Below are 15,732 nucleotides of genomic sequence, written 5' to 3'. Positions count from 1 at the left end.
CACATCTCTACGCATTTCACCGCTACACGTGGAATTCCACTCTTCTCTTCTGCACTCAAGTTCCCCAGTTTCCAATGACCCTCCCCGGTTGAGCCGGGGGCTTTCACATCAGACTTAAGGAACCGCCTGCGCGCGCTTTACGCCCAATAATTCCGGACAACGCTTGCCACCTACGTATTACCGCGGCTGCTGGCACGTAGTTAGCCGTGGCTTTCTGGTCAGGTACCGTCAAGGTACCGGCAGTTACTCCGGTACTTGTTCTTCCCTGACAACAGAGTTTTACGATCCGAAAACCTTCATCACTCACGCGGCGTTGCTCCGTCAGACTTTCGTCCATTGCGGAAGATTCCCTACTGCTGCCTCCCGTAGGAGTCTGGGCCGTGTCTCAGTCCCAGTGTGGCCGATCACCCTCTCAGGTCGGCTACGCATCGTGGCCTTGGTGAGCCGTTACCTCACCAACTAGCTAATGCGCCGCGGGCCCATCTGTAAGTGATAGCCGAAACCATCTTTCAGCTTTTCCTCATGAGAGGAAAAGAATTATCCGGTATTAGCCCCGGTTTCCCGGAGTTATCCCAGTCTTACAGGCAGGTTGCCCACGTGTTACTCACCCGTCCGCCGCTGACTTCAGGGAGCAAGCTCCCATCTGTCCGCTCGACTTGCATGTATTAGGCACGCCGCCAGCGTTCGTCCTGAGCCAGGATCAAACTCTCCATATAAGAGTTGATTAAGCTCGAGTTGTCTTTTCGAAAAAGACTAATGTTTTAAACGTTGACGTATTGTTCGTTCAGTTTTCAAAGATCAATCTGTTCAGCTGCTATCTTTTAAAACAACTTTATTATAATATCATTTACAACCTTCCGCGTCAACAAACTTTAAAAATTATTTTTTTAAGGTGTTTTGTGAAAGCTGTTCCTAAATAATAGCATTGTCCATGTTTCAGGTCAACGGATTATTCGTGGTATATTATTCCATTTAGTTTTTCTTTAATTCTTAGAAAGTCTTCTTGAATGACATGAGTTAATTGCATGACGGGAACATATAATTATTTAATTTCCTAATTAACAATAGCAATAGTATAAGTATCATACTAAAGAAAATAAGATTCCAATAAGAGCTTATTTCTAAAATGTCCATCCTTACCATGGTGATATGAAATGCAAAATCCGCAAAAAATAATAAAGTTAGCCATCTGAATCGATAATATTTTGTTATAACAACGGTCAGCAGCAGTGCATAAATAATCCAGATTAGAACACTGAAAGCTACATGGTCCTGATAAGGAGACTCAAACCAGCCGACTTTAAATTGATGAGATCCTGCGATAGCCGTTAGACCAAAAGAAACTCCTTGAAAGATTGTGGTGATAGCCATATACACAGTTATAAATTGAATGAAAAAAGATGGGTCTTCGACTTTATTCCTCCACCATTTTATAACAAATACAGACGCAAACAATATTGCAGGAGTAAACCAGGATCTCCACCAGTTATGTTCATAGATGCCAAGCCAAAGAAATAGCTCTTCTATTCCATAAATGCAGGCTATTATCAAAATTATCCACTTAAAGCGGATTCTAAAAGCGGCTATCGCCATCAATACACTAGGAATAAAAAAAGCCTGTGAAATACTGGACCCAAAAACATCATCATACATGTGGATTGAAAAGAAATTCGGATAATAGGAGTAAGCATCAAATAAAATTAAGACGATATATTCCATTAAAAAGGAAAGTCCCATGGCGAAGAAATAAACCGCCAGATTAAAACGAAAGTCAGTTTTTTTATAAGCTATATAAATAAGACCCATGCTTATGAGCACTAATCCAAGAAACCAAAGCAAATTCGACATTCTTCCACATCCAGTTTCACTCGTTTCCATTATTTTGTTCATCCCCGACAAACATATACTTCTACATTGAACGCGGGAATTTTTCAAGAATCTAATGAAGTACCGTAAAGTCTGGTGTGCGGAGCACACGTTGAAACTGAGAAAGTAAGTTGGACAGCCTTATTATGCAAAAATAAAAGGGCGATTAAGATCGCCCCTGCACTTATTTAGAAAATATGCTGTTATTGTTAACGACTTGCAATTCTTTAGTCGTTTCCTGCATTTCACTTTTGCAAATCGGACAAAGAGGTACCTGGCTGCTTTTGAAATTGTCCCTTACCCAGCAATTGCAGGCCTCAGATGTACACTCCCAAATTTTCACTTCTTCAACCTTGATTTCTTCCATGTTTTTCCTGCCAAATCCCATCGCCATTTAACGGCACCTCCCAAAGAGTAAGACCCTTACCCAAAATAAAAATCACTTGCTATATAAAGTGACGAACCACTGGCTCTATATAACAAGTGTTTATGGGCAATATTATATTCTTTAACTAAAATTAGTATAACATATTTAAAAGTTTCTGTCAAAAAGTTCTAAACCTGCATCTGTAAACTTTGAAACACAGCAAAAAATCGATAAATACTATTAACCCAATCCGGGAAAAGTGTATAATGACAAGTACAGTAGCAATAGAAGGGGTGACGACCATGAACATTACAAGTTATTCTGTTGAGTACATACAGGATCCTACTGGCATTTTAACAGGTGACCGCTACGAATTCTTTTTAGATATTAATGTGGATGAAGAAGATGAATTATATTCAGAAAATGGCATTAAGCTAAGAGTTCTTTATTTTAAAAATGGAGAAGACGAGAGGATTCTTAATTATCATTTTGTCGAAGGCGGTTCTGGAACGATTTTGGATTTCGCTTTAGATGAAGATGAAGAAAAAACAGTTTCAGCTTTCTGCCGGGACAACCTTTCCCAGGCAGAGGAATAAGAGCAGGTTCCCCCTGCTCTTTTACTTTATTTAAATTCCCTTTCCCTCTTCAATAATGTGATACATTAAATGCGCTAAATGCTGTATAGGTGTATAAGCCTCTTCCCTGTCCACATTATTTCCTTCATTAAAATCAAGGTCATTCAGATAAAGAGCAGTGAATTGATAAAAATCTTTTAATTCAAAAGCAAAGCATGCACTGGGTTCTTCCGATTCCCCTTCATATTGCAGTACCAAATAAGACTCTTTACCTTCCTTGTCGACAGCATCAAAAAATATAAAATAGCCAACATTTGAGTTCAATTCAAATAAATGCCTTGTTCCACCTTCTGTAAATTGCTCAAAGTCATTTTCGTTCAGCTTCTGAACAACCATCTCCTGTATATTGTCTTCCTTATGGAACTTCACTGTGAAATTTTTCATTCAATCTCCCCCTTAATCCATACAATCCTAACATATAGCTGTATTTATTAACATAATTTCAATCAGCACTCAAATGTATTCAATTTTGGGACTATTCGTTTGAACCGTTTTCTTATATTATTGGTATTATCAATTTTTAATACAGGAGGCTGCCTGATTGCTGACAAAAAAACAATTAGACGATATTCGTTCTCTACAGCAAATATGCGAAGAGACAGAGAATATCGAATTAAAATTAAATTGGGATACTTTAAAATCGAGACCTGCAGATGAGAAACATGACTATTTTCATTATGATAAAAACGGAAAATTATTAGGATACCTTGCTCTTTATAGTTTCGGAGGCCCGGTGGAATTATGCGGAATGGTCCATCCGGATCATAGACGCAAGGGCATCTTCTGCAGTCTGTTCAATGAAGCAGTAAAACAATTGACCCAGGTAAGCAAATTGCTTATTAATGCACCAGCCTTTTCTGGATCCGCGAAAGGTTTTATACAGTCATCGCCTAGCAGTTATTCTTTCTCCGAATATCAAATGAAGCGGCATAAAAGCGCCGAGATCGGAACAATAAACCAGGAAGTAACCCTGGAGAAAGCAGTGAGCAGTGACCTTGATTTCATTAATCATCTGGATACAGTATGCTTTGATGTTCCAAAAGAAGAGGCAGCGGCGTTTAATAATAATATCTTTAACTGCGAAAATGAGAAGACATTTATAATTAAATACAAAGGCGTAAAGTCCGGCAAAATCAGGATTCAACTAGATGAAGATGCTGCCTGGATTTACGGATTTGCTGTCGATCCTCTATTCCAGGGAAAAGGAATCGGCAGGAGTGCCCTTACCAATGCTGTTAACCATCAGCACAGCAATGGAATCAGCTGGGTACATCTTGAAGTGGCTGCAGAAAATGACCATGCTCTATCATTATACAAATCATGCGGATTTGAATCATACGGTACACAGGATTATTATGAATTTGACCTTAATACACTTAAGCTTTAATGAACTTTTATTCCTTTGAATCGAAAAATACATGATTGAATATTAACTTATCTGTAACTTCCAGGATGCCGAACGAATAGTTCGGCATCCTGCGCTTGTCAGTGGGAGACCCGGGATTAAACAGGATAACTCCATTATGAAGTTTCTTGACCGGGATATGCGAATGCCCGAAAATAATAGCATTAACTCCTTCATCATTGAATGCCTCAATACTTCTTTTTTCAGTTGTTTTCCCCTTTCCATGCCCATGGACAACACCTATTTTAAAACCATTTATTTCAAGCAGTATTTTTTCCTTCAAAATAGCGCGAAGTTCAACATTGTCGGTATTTCCAAATACCCCCTCAACCGGCGCAAGTTTCTTTAATTTCTCATAAAGTTCGATGCTCTGCCAATCCCCTGCATGAATAATTAAGTCACAGCCGTTCATTTCATTCAGCAATACTCCTGGCAGCTGTTTTGATTTCTTCGGCATATGGGTATCGGATAAAATGAGAATTCTAATCACTATCAGTCCTTTCTCCTTACTGTTGTACCATATTTTTACCCCAAAATTAAAAGAGAGCCCCCATTAAGGGACTCTCTTATCAGTCATTATAACTTTGTTACATTTACAGCTTGCGGTCCACGCTGGCCCTGCTCTATGTCAAAGTTAACTTCCTGGCCTTCATCAAGGGTTTTGAAACCTTCTGTCTGGATTGCAGAGTAATGAACAAATACATCTTCTCCGCCTTCAGCTTCGATAAAACCAAAACCTTTTTCTGAGTTAAACCATTTTACTTTGCCTGTTGCCATGTAAATTTCCTCCTAATATCAATAACTCACAGAGTGATTATTACCCTGCATTTACTAATATGGGTAAAACCTTCAATTTTTATAATAAAAAATTCAAAAAGCAGTGAAAAAAACTTTTTTTCGCATTTCAGGCCGCATTATCCCTTATTGCTATTGCTGCGTGGCTTACTGCTGCGTCTGTCCCGGCCGCCTTTAAAATCTCTTCTATCGCGTCCGCCGCCTCTGGATCTGTCGCTGAATCTTCTTCCTCCGCGATCACCTTTAGGTTTTCTGACACGGACAGGTTCAACTGCAGTTAATTTAACCGGTGTGACATCAGGACCTTTAGTCAGCATTTTAAAGGCTGCAGCAAGCAAAGTAACAGAATCTGTGTCTTCAAGAAGATTTTCCGCCACTCTCTTGAAGTCTGAGTGTTCTTCTTTTTCAATAACTTCCATAAGTTTATTAATAGTCGCCTGCTGATTGCCAGCTACTACATCCTTAAAGGAAGGAACAGGCTGTTTCGCCATCTTGCTCTTTGTAACATTTTCAATTATTTTCAGGTGATCAATTTCTCTTGGAGAAACGAATGTAACCGCAAGCCCCTTGTTTCCAGCACGGCCTGTACGTCCAATACGGTGAACATAGCTTTCAGGATCCTGCGGGATATCGAAGTTATAAACATGGGAGACGCCTGAAATATCAAGGCCACGGGCAGCAACGTCAGTCGCAACCATGATATCGATTGTCTGCTCTTTAAATCGGCGGATTACCTGATCTCTTTTCGCCTGTGGAATATCGCCATGAATTCCTTCAGCCGAATATCCTCTCTTAATGAGACCTTCCACCACTTCATCTACACGCTTTTTTGTCCGGCCAAATACAATCGCCAGCTCAGGTGATTGAATATCCAGAAGATTACAAAGCACATCAAATTTTTGTTTTTCATGCGTTTCCATATAATACTGTTCAATATTTTTAACTGTCATTTCTTTCGCTTTCACTTTAACCATTTCAGGCTCCTGCATGAATTTTTCAGCAAGGGACTGAATTCTTCTTGGCATTGTTGCCGAGAAAAGCAGAGTTTGGCGCTCCCCTTTAATTTCACTTAGGATTCTTTCAATATCCTCGATGAATCCCATATTGAGCATTTCATCCGCTTCATCCAAAACAACCATCTTAATATTGCTTAAGCGGATTGTTTTTCTTTCAATATGATCAATTAATCTGCCTGGTGTAGCAGCAATGATATGCGGGTGTTTTTTAAGCGCACGGATTTGGCGGTTAATATCCTGACCCCCATATACAGGAAGTGTCCGGACACCTTTTACCTGTCCTATCCGGTTTAATTCTTCTGCCACCTGTACAGCAAGCTCACGTGTTGGCGCAAGGACAAGACCTTGAATACCCGCGTTCAAATCAATCTGCTCTAAAAGCGGTACACCGAAAGCAGTGGTTTTTCCAGTTCCAGTCTGTGCCTGTCCAATCATGTCCTTTCCCTGCATTCCGATTGGAATCGCCTGTGCCTGAATTGGTGTTGGTTCCTCGAAGCCCATGTTGGAAAGAGCTTTTACTATTTCATTACTTAAGCCAAAATCTGAAAAAGTTGTCAAAATATGTGTTCCTCCTTGAATTATAAATGTTATTAGGTTCTGTAAGACTTTTTTTGTATAAAGACAATGACACTTTACTAGGCTTTCCAGTTTGCATCTCTTTTTTACATTTCCGTTTGTACTAATTTTAAACTTTTTGTAAGTGAAGAATTTTAATTGGGTGAAATGAAAAATACATATCCTAAAAGCAGGTGTTGCAGAAGATCTGTTTTGAGGAATGCTGAAGGCTACAAAGTGGATAAGCAAACATAAAAAGGTGATGCATGATTAGACATGCATCACCTCATTTAAGCAAAATTATGCTTTAGTTACGTTAGCAGCTTGAGGTCCACGGTTACCTTCAACGATTTCGAAGTTAACGTCTTGACCTTCTTCTAAAGTTTTGAAACCTTCAGTTTGGATAGCGGAGAAGTGTACGAATACATCTTGCCCTTCTGAAGATTCGATGAATCCGAAACCTTTTTCTGCATTAAACCATTTAACTTTACCTGTGTTCATTTGTGTTGCCTCCCAATGAGTTGTTTTTCACTATAATGTACCATATAAACTTAACATAAAAAAGCCGTAGCTGCCAGAAATGAGGATGAACGATCGCCTACATTTCTTTGCAGCTACGTCTACTTATCCAAAAAGTATATTACGAACTTTACAGCGTTAACCTAATAATAAACGACACACATCTATAAGTCAATCCTTTTGGAGTCAATTTTTAATTAGGGATAAATTGACTACTTGCGATTTTCTTTTTAGATAGTGTCTTTTCCGCAGCCTGAACAGTATGTTTCAAAAGCATGGAGATCGTAACAGGTCCTACTCCACCAGGTACAGGTGTAATAGCAAACGCTTTTTCGAAACAGCTGTCATACTCTGCATCTCCAATATTCCCTTCATTATATCCGGCATCAAGTACAATGGCCCCCGCTTTAATCCATTCACCCTTAACAAAGTTAGGTTTTCCCACAGCTGCAACGACAATATCAGCCTGCTTAACAATCATGGGCAGGTCTTTGGTATATGAATGGCAGGTTGTGACCGTTGCATTTCGATTGAGTAAAAGGGCAGATACCGGCTTGCCAAGGATTGGGCTTCTTCCGATGACAACAGCATGCATACCTTCAGTATTCAATTTATAATAATCCATAATTTCCAAAACAGCTGCAGGTGTACATGACGGATATTCACCAAAGCCGAAAGCAGTTTGACCATATCCGAGGCTTGTAACACCATCAACGTCTTTTTCAATTGCAATAGCTTCAAAAGCTTTGCGTTCATCTATATGTCCAGGTACGGGATGCTGGAGAAGGATTCCATGTACAGAAAGATCATCATTCAGTTGTGCAATTTTCTCCAGCAGTTCTTCTGTTGTTGTATCCTTTGGCATATGAATACGTTCTGATAAGATGCCCAGATTTTCACATGCATTCCCCTTCATTCTTACATACGTTTCAGACGAAGGATCATCCCCCACTAAAATAGTGGCTAAACAAGGCTCAACACCTTTTGCCTTTAATTTTTCAATTCGATTCTTTAATTGGTCTTTCACATGTTTTGCCACAACAATTCCATCAAGAATAATCTTTTTTTCCGCCATGCATATTCCTCCTATAGGAAAAGCACCTATTCGGCTTGCGGGCTTTTCCATTTTGTTATGAAAAAAGAGACAAGGGTCTCCCTTATCTCTGCCCAGACGACCGGCTATACATAGACGCAGCTCCCCTGCGGTTGATTCCGCATTGTCGTCAGTCACTGCGATTTTGAAAACTATTCTAATGAGTAGATAATATCATAAAAACACAAATAATTAAACTTGATTTTATTAAAATGTTCGTGTTTTTGCAAAATAAATAAAAAAGGACAGCAAATACTGTCCTTATAATTGATATATTTGAGTTAATTAATTATTACCTAAAACAATGAAAGCCCTGCCTCTCTTCCATCCTTGCGGCTCCTAGACCGCGCCAGTGGGAATCAGGTCGGTCGGAAATCCTTTCCGACTGAGATGCTCTCTGAGATTTTAATATTAAATGGTAAGAAACTTACTGAAGTAAAAAATACGGAGAAGTGTCTGGTTTACAGAAGATGATTAAGAAGAACATTCAGCGTTAAGCTGTCCACACAAATTTTTCTTAATTACAAACACATACTTACTCTTTCAAAATCCTAAAGAGCATAAAACATAATAAAAAGCCGCAGTTCCACTAAAAAGAAGGTTCGGGTGCCGAACATTCCAAGTGGATTAACGACTTGAAAATATACCTCAAATACTTCAATCACTATAATATCCTATAAACTTTTATCTGTCAAGAAAAAATCTTGTCACAAGCTAATTAGCTTTCTCCTTTGTACTCGGTAACATTAAAATAATCGGTTGTATCTTTATAGTCATTAAAGTCTATATCCAGATCATGAAAATACCGGTGCAGTTTGATTAACACTTCCTTATCCTTGGTGCCAGACTGCACAGTTTCTGCCAGGTTTGTTATTGTTCCGAGATCCTTCTGCAGATCCTCATTCTCTCCTGATATTTTTTTTAGGGAGTTTAAGATTAGATCAGCTTGTTTTCTTTGTTTTGGCCAGCTGACTTTACGGTCTCTTCCCCAGCCAAGTGTTTCATTATAAAAAGTATGATTGGAGGCAATAAAGTCTCCTAAATCTTCGTACATTAACCCCTGTGCGGGCTCCACCGCATTTGCCGAGGTCTTTTGCATCTTAGATTCATCCTTATTTAAAAAGACAAGCACACTGTAAGCCAGTGCAATGGCGATCACTATTCCGAGAATTGAAAGAGTCATGTTTAATTTTTTATTTTTCAGCAATTTGAAAGCCTCCATTTGATTTTGATTAATGCTGCAGAAGTTAAATGGATATATTGCCATTTCATTTTTACAGAAGATCTTCCACTTACTGCAAATGTTTTCCATGTTAATACATTCTATGTGAACTTCCCAAACCCTTCAATCCAAATAAAAAAGCTTTTAACACAATGTGTCAAAAGCTATTGTTGTTTTTTCTGAGTGAGAAAAACCTCCATAAAATCAATGATAAAAGGTTCCAGGTCAAGCTCCATAGCAATGTTATCAATTGTTTCCGGCGGTTCCTCCTCCGGCTTAGGCCTGAAATCAGCTATGCTTTTTCCTTTGGCCTTTCCAAACTGTTCAATTCTCACTCTTCGTTTAACATATTTGACGAGATCTGGATTTGTAAGAACACTTAAAACAAGAACATCATGGAGAGGTGCACCCTGAATTCCCGGAACAAGCTTTTTGTAAGCTTCATAATAAAAATCATAAGCAGGTTTGATTAAATCTTTAAAAGGTGACTGGGTATTATTTGCAATAAAATTAATCGTCTCAGGCCGGATAATCGCTTTATTTGTTACATTCAGAGGAAATATATAAATGTTTTTTGCTTTTTCCAGCACTGAATCCGCTGCGATGGGGTCAGCATAAAAGTTGGCTTCAGCCTCTGGCGTTACATTTCCCGGAACCAGAAACGCACCGCCCATTAAATATAATGCATTGACATCTTGATATGCATCCTTTCCATATAGAATGAGCGGCAGTGCCAAATCAGTCTGCCTTCCAACACCAACGATAACAAGGTCATTTTTATACTGATTTATAATTTCAATAATTTTGTCAATATCATATACTTTTATTTTGCTGCTGAAATCCTCCGGAGGCTGAATGGGCCCAAGGCCTTCCTCCCCATGAATTTCAGGATAAAAGACAGCGGTCTCACCGGATAATGGACCGCTTGCCCCTGCTATTATGGGTATGTCCTCCCTGCCGGCAAGGTTCAGTAAATAGGCAGTATTATTAATGGATTCTTCTTTGGTTATATTGCCATAAGCGCTGACCACACCAACTAAATTAATCTCAGGATGCTGAAGAGCATACATTAGGGCAAGTGAATCATCAACCCCCGAGTCAACAAACATGAGAACATTGTACATAACCCACCTCCGCTACCTATTTATAATATAGTATGCCTGTGGAATGTCCCTTTTGTTTAAATTCCCCTATAAAGTGAAACTACAATCAGTGGGGGTTTTACTGCCCGTTAGACTGCGATAAAAAGAAAACTCCCCGTCCGGAGAGTTTTAATCTTGATCAGCAGGCTTTATCGCAAATCTTAGTTCCTCGTTTAGCTGGTTCTCAAAATTTCTTTCTGCAGCCTTATCCCATTTAAACGCATCAGCCATGTATGAAATTACTTGCCTTTGATAATTTCTTACCGTTTCGATATCAAAAAGAAGTGCTCCTGTTCTGCGGTTAAAAAAGTCAACAGGGGTTGCAGCCATTTCATGTTCAATTGCATATTTCAATTTTGCCCACAATACAATCGGCAGGCCGTAATTCTCAGCTTCACTTCTATCCGCTTCAATCATATTAAAAATGATGCCAACATTAGAACCATACATATTAACAAGGTGTTTGGACTCTTCAGACGATAAACCGATACTTGTTCCTTTTTCAGTCTGAAACCCAATGAATTCACGGAATTTGGATGATCCCCCTACATTCCCTCCAGAAATGGGCAATGTTTTTGTAATACTGCTGCTAAATGTCCTATTCGATTCCTGCTTGAATTTTTCAGCAAGCATATCAACAATGGTTTCGGCCATTTTCCGGTATCCGGTCAGTTTCCCGCCGGCAATTGTCAGCAAACCGGTATCCGACTCCCAGATTTCATCTTTACGCGATATTTCGGAAGGGTCTTTTCCTTCTTCCCAAATAAGCGGACGAACACCAGCCCAGCTTGATTCTATATCATTCTCCGTTATTTTCACAGAAGGAAACATAAAGTTAATGGCGTTTATGATGTATGTTCTGTCACTTGCAGTCATTTTTGGATTTACTGGGTCTGAATCAAAGAAAGTATCGGTTGTCCCCACATATGTTTTTCCGTTTCTAGGTATGGCAAATACCATCCTTTTGTCAGGAGTATCGAAATACACAGCCTGTTTTAATGGGAATTTGGATTGGTCAATTACCAAATGAACACCTTTTGTCATACGCAGGGTCTTCCCTTTTCTCGAACCGTCTTTCTCACGAATGGAATCAACCCATGGACCAGCAGCGTTGATGACTTTTTTCGCTCTGATTTCATGAATATCGCCAGTCAGCTGATCAGCAGCAGCAGCTCCGGATACTTTCCCTTGTTCATCATATAAAAGGTTCTCGACCTTCAAATAGTTAACTGGAAGAGCGCCTTTTTCTGCAGCAGCTTTCATTACCTCTATTGTTAGACGGGCATCATCTGTGCGGTATTCCACATAGTAGCCGCCACCTTTTAATCCATCTTTTTTTATAAGCGGTTCTTTGGATAATGTTTCCGGGACACTGAGCATACTTCTGCGTTCAGACTTTCTGACGCCTGCAAGAAAATCGTAAACTCTAAGACCGATAGAAGTTGAGAACTTTCCAAAAGTGCCTCCTTTATGCATTGGAAGCAGCATCCACTCCGGTGTAGTTACATGTGGCCCATTTTCATATACAATCGCCCGCTCTTTTCCTACTTCAGCTACCATTTTAACTTCGAATTGCTTAAGATACCTTAACCCTCCGTGAACCAGTTTGGTTGAACGGCTGGAGGTTCCCGCTGCAAAATCCTGCATTTCAACGAGCGCCGTTTTCATTCCCCGTGTGGCCGCGTCAAGAGCAATCCCAGCTCCCGTTATGCCGCCGCCAATAATCAGAAGATCAAATTCTTCGGCTGTAAGTGTATTTATCATGTCATTACGATTTAAATTAGAAAATGTCATGGTTGTCTCCTCCTTTTTTGAAAAGGCTAGTAGTTGTAACTACCCTTTAAAGCAGGGAATAAAAAAGAGACCACAAAATACATTATCGATAAGACGATAATGATTTTGTGGTCTCTCCGCATCTCCTGCCGAACTATTAACTTAAGATCATTATAACATAAAAAAGATGATTTGTGTAAAAACTTGCGTCTGATTATTTAAACGCAATAGCTGCCTTTACAGCCTTTTTCCAGCCCTGATAAAGATTTTCACGCACTTGGTCATCCATCGATGGATAGTATGATTGGTCAATTGCCCACTGCTCAGCAATTTCCTCCTGTGACTTCCAGAACCCGACAGCCAATCCCGCAAGATAAGCTGCCCCAAGAGCGGTCGTTTCATTAATCACCGGCCTCTCAACCGGGACATCTAAAATATCTGATTGGAACTCCATCAGGAAATTATTCTTCACGGCACCCCCATCAGCTCTAAGCGTTTTAAGTTCAATGCCAGAGTCAGCTTCCATCGCAGAGAGGACATCTTTTGTCTGATAAGCAAGTGACTCAAGTGTCGCACGAATAAAATGTTCTTTGGACGTTCCCCGTGTGACCCCGAAGACCGCTCCCCTTACATCACTATCCCAATACGGAGTGCCGAGGCCTACAAAAGCCGGAACAACATAAACACCATCTGTCGAGTCCACTTTTTTGGCATAGCTTTCACTGTCCTTTGCATCTTTAAGCATTCTCATCCCATCTCGGAGCCATTGAATAGCAGAGCCTGCAACGAAAATGCTGCCTTCCAATGCATATTCAATTTTCCCCTCAAGTCCCCACGCAATGGTGGTTAGAAGTCCATGCTCAGACTGCACAGCTTTTTCACCTGTGTTCATAAGCATGAAACAGCCGGTGCCGTAAGTGTTTTTAGCCATTCCTTTCTCGAAGCATGCTTGTCCAAACAGCGCAGCCTGCTGATCCCCGGCCGCCCCGGCGATCGGTACTTCTTTCCCGAAAAAGTGATAGTCAATGGTTTTGGCATACACTTCAGAAGATGGCTTTACTTCAGGAAGCATCGTTTTCGGAACTCCAAGAATGTCAAGCAGCTCATCATCCCATTTAAGTTCATGGATATTAAACATCAATGTGCGGGAGGCGTTGGAGTAATCGGTCACATGAGCTTTCCCTCCAGATAGCTTCCAGATCAGCCATGTATCAATGGTTCCAAACAATAATTTTCCCTGTTCCGCTTTTTCCCTTGCCCCTTCCACATGATCCAAGATCCATTTAACCTTTGTTCCTGAGAAATAAGCATCAATTAATAGGCCGGTTTTTTCTCTGAACAGGCCATTATAGCCTTTTTCCTTCAAGTCATCACAAATTTCGCTGGTCTGCCTTGACTGCCATACAATCGCATTATAAATAGGTGTTCCCGTTTCTTTATCCCAAACAACAGTTGTTTCCCTCTGGTTTGTGATGCCAATGCCGGCAATTTGCTCAGGCTTTATGCCGGATTCTGAAAACACACCTGCTATCACCGATAAAATTGAACCCCAAATTTCATTAGCATTATGTTCAACCCAGCCAGGCTTTGGAAAATACTGTGTAAACTCTTTTTGTGCCGTGTGCACAATTTCACCCTTTTTATTAAATAGAATAGCTCGTGAACTTGTAGTCCCCTGATCTAATGATAAAATATATTTTTCCATAATGGTCTCCTCCCAATCTCGTTCAATACTCTTATTTATGCAGCCACTTTAGAAGAATCAACTTCACCGGGCTGTTTTTTGCCAAAAATATACGAAAGAATTAATACTAATATATTAACACCCAGCACAGTCCAAACAATACCTGAAGCTTTGCCATCGAACATCACTTGATAGAAGCTTGAGCCCATTAATCCCCCAAGGATTGGCCCTGCTACCGGGATCCAAGCATATCCCCAGTTCGATTTCCCTTTGCCTGCAATGGGAAGAAGAAAATGAGCAATGCGCGGGCCCAAATCACGGGCCGGATTAATTGCATAGCCGGTTGTCCCTCCAAGCGACATGCCAATAACAACGATGAGAAGGCCGACAGCAATCGGATTTAGTCCTTCAGTAAATTGATTTGCTCCTATAAACATTAAACCCAATACAAGAATGAACGTCCCGATTATTTCACTCAATAAGTTTGAAAAAGTATGTGGAATGGCAGGACTAGTTGAGAAAACAGCAAGCTTTGCACCCTGGTCCTCTGTTTCTTTCCAGTGCGGCAGATAATGAAGGAATACAATTACCCCTCCAAGGAACCCGCCAAGAACCTGGGCGAGAATATACCCGGGCACATTTTGCCATGCGAAATCACCGCTAAGCGCAAATCCAATGGTTACAGCAGGGTTCAAGTGAGCGCCGCTGATCGATCCTACAGCAAAAACCCCCATCGTTACAGCAAGCCCCCAGGCAATCGTAATAACAATCCACCCTCCATTAAAAGAGAAAGTCTTTTTTAAATTCGCCCCGGCAACAACTCCTCCTCCAAAAACAATCAGGATCATCGTTCCAATTACTTCTCCCATAAATGCAGACATTTGAAAATCCCCTTTCGATTTTGACTCATCGGACAAAAAAAGGAGATCCACGACAGATTAAGCCTAAAAAGGGCTAAACTGTGTGAATCTCCTAATCTCCGACACCTAGAATTAACTTGTTAGTCCTAGTATACAAATCTATGAAAACGTTGTCAAACAATACTTGAACATCTTCATGAAAACCTCTCCCATATTTCAATTTTTGAGGTTGTGATAGCAGCCGCGCCTGCATCAAGTGCATTCTTCACTTCTTCTTCAGAACGGATGAGCCCTCCTGCAAAAATAGGGGTATTCAAACGTTCATTCACTTCTTTTATCATCCATGGCATAGCTCCCGGCAAGACTTCTATATAGTTAGGCCTCGTTTTCTCGATTAATTTATAACTCTTTTCAAGTGCGTGCGAATCGATTAGGAAAATCCTCTGTACAGCAATCACTCCCTTTTGCTTTGCTTTCAGGATGACGCTGGATTTAGTAGAAATTAACCCGTACGGCTTGTATTCCTGGCAGATATATTCAACGGCATAGTCGTCGCTTTTCAAGCCATGAATCAGGTCAACATGATAAATCATTTTTTTGTTATGTGCTTTAGCCATTTGTGAAACATGTTTCAGCTGTGAAATATGCATATCGAGAAATACACCAATTTCATAAGGACTCTTCAGGAACTTTTCAAATTCTTTCATATTGGATGATGCCGGCAAGATTTTCTGATTCATACTTCCCACTCCTGTTTCTGTTATTTCCCTATGATATTAAGAATGTGCATAATTCTCAAT

At 40.2% G+C, this 15,732-nt stretch carries 16 protein-coding genes, 1 rRNA gene and 1 riboswitch (1 of these 18 cut by a window edge); of the genes, 2 read left to right on the top strand and 15 right to left on the bottom strand.

From position 1 onward, the window contains the following. The 3 genes from LLY41_RS08895 to LLY41_RS08885 form a co-directional block, all read right to left on the bottom strand. Positions 1-716, bottom strand: a 16S ribosomal RNA gene (locus tag LLY41_RS08895) (it extends 833 nt beyond the left edge of the window). A 301-nt stretch (positions 717-1,017) separates the two neighbouring features. Beyond that, the gene (locus LLY41_RS08890) at positions 1,018-1,848 is read right to left on the bottom strand and encodes a hypothetical protein (RefSeq protein ID WP_304587566.1); all 831 of its coding nucleotides are present in this window, start codon (positions 1,846-1,848) and stop codon (positions 1,018-1,020) included. Between the two features lie 202 nt (positions 1,849-2,050). Continuing rightward, positions 2,051-2,260: a cold-shock protein gene (locus LLY41_RS08885; protein ID WP_095246131.1), complete on the bottom strand. Its 210-nt coding sequence runs from the start codon at positions 2,258-2,260 to the stop codon at positions 2,051-2,053. Positions 2,261-2,499: 239 nt separating this feature from the next. Here LLY41_RS08885 and LLY41_RS08880 point away from each other — a divergent pair, with 239 nt between their 5' ends. Further along, complete coding sequence (locus LLY41_RS08880) at positions 2,500-2,829, top strand: DUF6509 family protein (protein ID WP_304587564.1); 330 nt, start codon at positions 2,500-2,502, stop codon at positions 2,827-2,829. Between the two features lie 30 nt (positions 2,830-2,859). Here LLY41_RS08880 and LLY41_RS08875 read toward each other — a convergent pair whose 3' ends face one another. Beyond that, a complete protein-coding gene (locus tag LLY41_RS08875; protein WP_304587562.1) occupies positions 2,860-3,252 on the bottom strand; it encodes a cytosolic protein in 393 nt (130 codons plus the stop codon). Positions 3,253-3,409: 157 nt separating this feature from the next. Here LLY41_RS08875 and LLY41_RS08870 point away from each other — a divergent pair, with 157 nt between their 5' ends. Beyond that, positions 3,410-4,255, top strand: a complete 846-nt coding sequence (locus LLY41_RS08870; RefSeq protein ID WP_095246128.1) for a GNAT family N-acetyltransferase — start codon at positions 3,410-3,412, stop codon at positions 4,253-4,255. A gap of 7 nt (positions 4,256-4,262) precedes the next feature. Here the strand turns inward: LLY41_RS08870 and LLY41_RS08865 are convergent, their stop codons facing one another. The 11 genes from LLY41_RS08865 to LLY41_RS08815 form a co-directional block, all read right to left on the bottom strand. Further along, positions 4,263-4,760: a metallophosphoesterase family protein gene (locus LLY41_RS08865; protein ID WP_095246132.1), complete on the bottom strand. Its 498-nt coding sequence runs from the start codon at positions 4,758-4,760 to the stop codon at positions 4,263-4,265. An 89-nt stretch (positions 4,761-4,849) separates the two neighbouring features. Then, positions 4,850-5,050: a cold-shock protein gene (locus tag LLY41_RS08860; protein ID WP_095246127.1), complete on the bottom strand. Its 201-nt coding sequence runs from the start codon at positions 5,048-5,050 to the stop codon at positions 4,850-4,852. A gap of 137 nt (positions 5,051-5,187) precedes the next feature. Further along, positions 5,188-6,642 carry a degradosome RNA helicase CshA gene (locus LLY41_RS08855; protein WP_304587559.1) on the bottom strand — a complete coding sequence of 485 codons (1,455 nt, stop codon included), beginning with the start codon at positions 6,640-6,642 and terminating at the stop codon, positions 5,188-5,190. Between the two features lie 297 nt (positions 6,643-6,939). After that, complete coding sequence (locus LLY41_RS08850) at positions 6,940-7,140, bottom strand: cold-shock protein (protein ID WP_076262882.1); 201 nt, start codon at positions 7,138-7,140, stop codon at positions 6,940-6,942. Positions 7,141-7,351: 211 nt separating this feature from the next. Next, positions 7,352-8,233: a bifunctional 5,10-methylenetetrahydrofolate dehydrogenase/5,10-methenyltetrahydrofolate cyclohydrolase gene (locus LLY41_RS08845; RefSeq protein ID WP_304587558.1), complete on the bottom strand. Its 882-nt coding sequence runs from the start codon at positions 8,231-8,233 to the stop codon at positions 7,352-7,354. A gap of 83 nt (positions 8,234-8,316) precedes the next feature. After that, positions 8,317-8,399, bottom strand: a riboswitch (ZMP/ZTP riboswitch). A gap of 570 nt (positions 8,400-8,969) precedes the next feature. Beyond that, on the bottom strand, positions 8,970-9,458 hold the full coding sequence (locus tag LLY41_RS08840; RefSeq protein ID WP_095246124.1) for a hypothetical protein: 489 nt from the start codon (positions 9,456-9,458) through the stop codon (positions 8,970-8,972). A gap of 179 nt (positions 9,459-9,637) precedes the next feature. After that, positions 9,638-10,597 carry a nucleoside hydrolase gene (locus LLY41_RS08835; RefSeq protein WP_095246123.1) on the bottom strand — a complete coding sequence of 320 codons (960 nt, stop codon included), beginning with the start codon at positions 10,595-10,597 and terminating at the stop codon, positions 9,638-9,640. 147 nt (positions 10,598-10,744) lie between these two features. Further along, on the bottom strand, positions 10,745-12,409 hold the full coding sequence (locus LLY41_RS08830; protein ID WP_304587555.1) for a glycerol-3-phosphate dehydrogenase/oxidase: 1,665 nt from the start codon (positions 12,407-12,409) through the stop codon (positions 10,745-10,747). Positions 12,410-12,602: 193 nt separating this feature from the next. Then, complete coding sequence (gene glpK / locus LLY41_RS08825) at positions 12,603-14,093, bottom strand: glycerol kinase GlpK (RefSeq protein WP_304587553.1); 1,491 nt, start codon at positions 14,091-14,093, stop codon at positions 12,603-12,605. Positions 14,094-14,128: 35 nt separating this feature from the next. Then, positions 14,129-14,953 carry an MIP/aquaporin family protein gene (locus tag LLY41_RS08820; RefSeq protein ID WP_304587551.1) on the bottom strand — a complete coding sequence of 275 codons (825 nt, stop codon included), beginning with the start codon at positions 14,951-14,953 and terminating at the stop codon, positions 14,129-14,131. A gap of 173 nt (positions 14,954-15,126) precedes the next feature. Then, positions 15,127-15,672, bottom strand: coding sequence for a glycerol-3-phosphate responsive antiterminator (locus LLY41_RS08815; protein ID WP_095246119.1), 546 nt, complete (start codon positions 15,670-15,672; stop codon positions 15,127-15,129). Between the last annotated feature and the right edge of the window lie 60 nt (positions 15,673-15,732).

This window comes from Cytobacillus firmus (assembly GCF_023612095.1).
Classification (GTDB): domain Bacteria; phylum Bacillota; class Bacilli; order Bacillales; family Cytobacillaceae; genus Cytobacillus.
Note: the sequence above shows the minus strand (reverse complement) of the source record. Positions and strands in the feature narration are given on the sequence as shown.

Excerpts from the sequence above, each read along its gene's own strand:
- LLY41_RS08890 (WP_304587566.1), bottom strand. The coding sequence starts at position 1,848 with ATGTCGAATTTGCTTTGGTTTCTTGGATTAGTGCTCATAAGCATGGGT.
- LLY41_RS08885 (WP_095246131.1), bottom strand. The coding sequence starts at position 2,260 with ATGGCGATGGGATTTGGCAGGAAAAACATGGAAGAAATCAAGGTTGAA.
- LLY41_RS08880 (WP_304587564.1), top strand. The coding sequence starts at position 2,500 with ATGACAAGTACAGTAGCAATAGAAGGGGTGACGACCATGAACATTACA.
- LLY41_RS08875 (WP_304587562.1), bottom strand. The coding sequence starts at position 3,252 with ATGAAAAATTTCACAGTGAAGTTCCATAAGGAAGACAATATACAGGAG.
- LLY41_RS08860 (WP_095246127.1), bottom strand. The coding sequence starts at position 5,050 with ATGGCAACAGGCAAAGTAAAATGGTTTAACTCAGAAAAAGGTTTTGGT.
- LLY41_RS08850 (WP_076262882.1), bottom strand. The coding sequence starts at position 7,140 with ATGAACACAGGTAAAGTTAAATGGTTTAATGCAGAAAAAGGTTTCGGA.
- LLY41_RS08845 (WP_304587558.1), bottom strand. The coding sequence starts at position 8,233 with ATGGCGGAAAAAAAGATTATTCTTGATGGAATTGTTGTGGCAAAACAT.
- LLY41_RS08835 (WP_095246123.1), bottom strand. The coding sequence starts at position 10,597 with ATGTACAATGTTCTCATGTTTGTTGACTCGGGGGTTGATGATTCACTT.
- LLY41_RS08830 (WP_304587555.1), bottom strand. The coding sequence starts at position 12,409 with ATGACATTTTCTAATTTAAATCGTAATGACATGATAAATACACTTACA.
- glpK (WP_304587553.1), bottom strand. The coding sequence starts at position 14,093 with ATGGAAAAATATATTTTATCATTAGATCAGGGGACTACAAGTTCACGA.
- LLY41_RS08820 (WP_304587551.1), bottom strand. The coding sequence starts at position 14,953 with ATGTCTGCATTTATGGGAGAAGTAATTGGAACGATGATCCTGATTGTT.
- LLY41_RS08815 (WP_095246119.1), bottom strand. The coding sequence starts at position 15,672 with ATGAATCAGAAAATCTTGCCGGCATCATCCAATATGAAAGAATTTGAA.